Source organism: Streptomyces sp. NRRL S-495 (assembly GCF_000966955.1).
Lineage (GTDB): Bacteria > Actinomycetota > Actinomycetes > Streptomycetales > Streptomycetaceae > Kitasatospora > Kitasatospora purpeofusca.
Genome location: NZ_JZWY01001156.1, coordinates 1 through 4,337, shown reverse-complemented (window position 1 = coordinate 4,337; position 4,337 = coordinate 1). Strand labels below are relative to the sequence as shown.

The window sequence follows — 4,337 nt, the reverse complement described above, 5'->3', positions numbered from 1 at the left end:
GTGTACCTGGTGCCGTTCCACCGGGCGGAGATCTCCCTGGCCAATCAGCTGCTGCGGCTGCTGCGGGCGGACACCGACCGGATGCCGTGGTTCGGGGACGTGGACTGGCCGGCGGCGCTGGGCTGGCTGGCGCGGCGGACGGGCGCGGAGCTGGCGCCGGAGCAGGAGCAGTCGGTGCGGCTGGCCCTGACCGAGCGGGTCGCGGTGCTGACCGGCGGCCCCGGTTGCGGCAAGTCGTTCACGGTGAAGTCGATCGTGACCCTGGCGCTGGCGAAGCGGGCCAAGGTGGTGCTGGCGGCGCCGACCGGGCGGGCGGCGAAGCGGCTGGCGGAGCTGACCGGGGTGGAGGCCTCGACCGTGCACCGGCTGCTGGAGCTGCGGCCGGGCGGGGACGCCGCGTACGACCGGGACCGGCCGCTGGACGCGGACCTGGTGGTGGTGGACGAGGCGTCGATGCTGGATCTGATCCTGGCGAACAAGCTGGTCAAGGCGGTGGCCCCGGGCGCGCACCTGCTGTTCGTGGGGGATGTGGACCAGCTGCCCTCGGTGGGTGCCGGGGAGGTGCTGCGGGACCTGCTCGCGGAGGGCGGGCCGATTCCCTCGGTGCGGCTGACCAGGATCTTCCGGCAGGCACAGCAGTCGGGGGTGGTGACCAACGCGCACCGGATCAACGAGGGGCTGCCGCCGCAGACCGAGGGGCTGCCGGACTTCTTCCTGTTCGCGGAGGAGGACGCGGAGCTGGCGGCGGGTCTGACGGTGGACGTGGTGGCGCGGCGGATCCCGCAGAAGTTCGGCTACGACGCCCGGCGGGACGTCCAGGTGCTGGCGCCGATGCACCGGGGCCCGGCGGGCGCGGGGAACCTCAACACGCTGCTACAGGCGGCGGTGACGCCGGCCCGGGAGGGGCTGGCGGAGCGGCGGTTCGGCGGGCGGACGTTCCGGGTGGGCGACAAGGTCACGCAGATCCGCAACAACTACGACAAGGGGCGGAACGGGGTCTTCAACGGCACAGTGGGAGTGGTGACGGCCCTCAGCGTGGACGACCAGCGGCTGACGGTGCTGACGGACGAGGACGAGGAGGTGCCGTACGACTTCGACGAGTTGGACGAGCTCGCGCACGCCTACGCGGTGACCATCCACCGGTCGCAGGGGAGCGAGTATCCGGTGGTGGTGATTCCGGTCACCATGTCCGCGTGGACGATGCTTCAGCGAAATCTGCTCTACACCGCGGTGACCAGGGCCCGAAAACTGGTTGTGCTGGTGGGGTCACGGAAAGCGATCGCCCAGGCGGTTCGCAGTGTCAGTGCAGGTCGGAGGCATGCCGCGCTCGACCACCGGTTGGCGTCTGGATGATTCTCCAAGGGATGCTTGCCTCTATTGTTCTCTTGACGTGAAGAGATTTACGGCAGAGCCTGGTGGGGTGCCGATCTTGTCCGGTTCGTACCGGCTGCGGCGGCAGGTTTTGTAGGGGCGGGCCCTTTCGGGTCACCCCGGGTGCGCGGCTGTCCGCCGGATGGGGGATGGTAGAGACAGTCAGGGCACCTTGGAAGAGGATTCATTTCGTCGGTGAGGAAGACGTGAGCGACAACTCGGTAGTACTGCGGTACCAGGACGGCGAGTACGAGTACCCCGTCGTCGAGAGCACTGCGGGCAACGCCGGCTTCGACATCTCGAAGCTGCTCCCGCAGACCGGCCTGGTCACCCTGGACAACGGCTTCGGCAACACCGCCGCCTACAAGTCCGCGATCACTTTCGTGGACGGTGACAACGGCATCCTGCGGTACCGCGGTTACCCGATCGAGCAGCTCGCCGCCAAGGGTGACTTCATCGAGACCGCCTACCTGCTGATCAACGGCGAGCTGCCGAACGCGGGCCAGCTGGAGGCGTTCAACCGCGAGATCACCCAGCACACCCTGCTGCACGAGGACGTCAAGCGCTTCTTCCAGGGCTTCCCGCGGGACGCCCACCCGATGGCCATGCTGTCCTCGGTGGTCGGCGCGCTGTCGACGTTCTACCCGGAGAGCCACAACCCGTTCGACGCGGCCCAGCGCCACCTGTCGACGGTCCGCCTGTTGGCGAAGCTCCCGACCATCGCGGCGTACGCGTACAAGAAGGCGATGGGCCAGCCCTTCGTCTACCCGCGCAACGACCTGAGCTACGTCGAGAACCTCCTGCGGATGACCTTCGCGGTCCCGGCCGAGGACTACGAGCTCAACCCGGTCATCGTCAACGCGCTGGACAAGCTGCTGATCCTGCACGCGGACCACGAGCAGAACTGCTCGACCTCCACCGTGCGTCTGGTCGGCTCCAGCCACGCCAACCTGTTCGCCTCGATCTCGGCGGGCATCTCGGCGCTGTGGGGCCCGCTGCACGGTGGCGCCAACCAGGCCGTGCTGGAGATGCTGGAGAGCATCCAGAAGGACGGCGGCGACGTCGACGCCTTCATCACCAAGGTCAAGAACCGCGAGTCCGGCGTCAAGCTGATGGGCTTCGGCCACCGCGTGTACAAGGCCTTCGACCCGCGCGCCGCGCAGGTCAAGCTGCTCGCCCACGAGGTGCTCGGCCAGCTCGGCAAGTCGGACGAGCTGCTGGAGATCGCGCTCAAGCTGGAGGAGCACGCGCTCAAGGACGACTTCTTCGTCTCGCGCAAGCTCTACCCGAACGTCGACTTCTACACCGGTCTGATCTACCGCGCCATGGGCTTCCCGACCAGCATGTTCACCGTGCTGTTCGCCCTCGGCCGGCTGCCGGGCTGGATCGCCCACTGGCACGAGATGATCAACGACCCGACCAGCCGGATCGGCCGTCCGCGGCAGATCTACACCGGCGTCGAGATCCGCGACTACGTCGGGATCGACGCCCGCTGACGCCAAGCGCACGCCCTGACACCGTGCCACGAGGGCCCGGCCGCACTTCTGCGGCCGGGCCCTCGGTCGTTGCTCCTCCATGTCCGGCGCACGACTCCGGGGGCGGCTGTGGGCCCGGGACGGCCGCTCAAAGCGTCCCCGGCCCCGCCACACCCCGGCGTCGTGCGCGAAGGCCGCCAACCTCGGCGACCGACCCGGGGCCCGCCGGAGCCCCGTCGGCGACAGTGGTGGCCACGCGTCGACGTCATGCCGTTCGCCACGTCTTCGCCCACCGGAAAAACTGCCGCACTACCAACCTAAGACGTATCAGCGTGCGAGAAGTTACGCCCGGGGGGTGTGAGCTGCCTCTCGCCACGCTCCGTGTGCGTGCAGTACCGGCTCCATACCACACCTTGCGGCGGCGGCGACGTCACCCTCCCCGCAGTCACGGCAACCGAGCGTGATAGGAATCGTGGCATTCCGGTACGGACCGCCCCGCACCTCGCAGCGTGGCGGCGGAGCTGGGGAGGGAGTGCGCAGATGACCAGGAACGTGGTTGTCACCGGCGGTGGCACGGGGATCGGGTACGAGGTGGCGCGGCGGTTCGCCGAGGCCGGCGAACGGGTCGTGATCGTCGGCCGGCGGCGCGCGGTGCTGGAGGAGGCCGCCGCCGCGTTCGGGCCGAACGTGACCCCGCTGGTCTGCGACCTCGCCGATCCGGACGCCGTGGAGTCCGCGCTCGCCGAACTGCCCGAGCGGATCGACGTGCTGGTGAACAACGCCGGCAGCCGGGAGACCGTGATCGGCGCCGGGCCGCACGCCCTGCTGGCCCGCTGGCGGGGTGACTTCGAGCGCAATGTGCTGACCGTGGTGCTGCTCACCGAGTCGATCCGGGACCGGCTGACCCCTGGCTCCGGCCGGGTGGTCACCATCAGCTCGATCGCGGCGCTGCGCGGGGCGGGCTCGTACGGGGCGGCGAAGGCCTCGCTGCACGCCTGGAACAACTTCCTGGCCGCCCAGCTCGGCACCTCGGGCATCACGGCCAACATCGTCGCCCCGGGCACGGTGGCGGGCACCGAGTTCTTCGGGCCGAGGCTGGACGAGGCCGAGGTCTCCCGCCGGGCGGCCCGCACCCTGCTCGGGCGGATCGGGGAGACCGGCGAGGTGGCGGCGGCGGTGCAGTTCCTGGCCTCGCCGGAGGCCGGGTTCATCACCGGGGAGATCCTGCACTGCAACGGTGGCGAGCTGCTCGGCCGCTGAGGGCTGTGAACGGCCGAGGGGCCCGTACCGCGTCTGCGGTACGGGCCCCTCGGCGCTTCCTGGGCCTTTTCCTGGGCGCTGCCGGGCCCCGGGGGCCTAGCCGGCCTGGAAGGTGCGGAGCCGGAGGCTGTTGGTGAGCACGAAGACCGAGGAGAAGGCCATCGTGGCGCCGGCGATCATCGGGTTGAGGAGTCCGGCGGCGGCCAGGGGTATCGCGGCGACGTTGTAGCC

At 69.9% G+C, this 4,337-nt stretch carries 3 protein-coding genes and 1 pseudogene; 3 read left to right on the top strand and 1 reads right to left on the bottom strand.

All coding sequences use genetic code 11. From position 1 onward, the window contains the following. From VR45_RS40095 to VR45_RS40085, 3 genes are all read left to right on the top strand, one after another. Positions 1-1,353, top strand: a 1,353-nt coding sequence (locus VR45_RS40095) for an AAA family ATPase (protein ID WP_045944907.1), incomplete at its 5' end; no start/stop codon positions are given. A gap of 224 nt (positions 1,354-1,577) precedes the next feature. Next, complete coding sequence (locus VR45_RS40090; protein ID WP_045944906.1) at positions 1,578-2,867, top strand: citrate synthase; 1,290 nt, start codon at positions 1,578-1,580, stop codon at positions 2,865-2,867. A 519-nt stretch (positions 2,868-3,386) separates the two neighbouring features. Next, a complete protein-coding gene (locus tag VR45_RS40085; RefSeq protein ID WP_045944905.1) occupies positions 3,387-4,106 on the top strand; it encodes an SDR family oxidoreductase in 720 nt (239 codons plus the stop codon). Between the two features lie 96 nt (positions 4,107-4,202). On the opposite strand, the pseudogene VR45_RS45105 reads toward VR45_RS40085, so the two are convergent. Beyond that, positions 4,203-4,337, bottom strand: a pseudogene (locus tag VR45_RS45105) (haloacid dehalogenase); the annotation flags it as partial.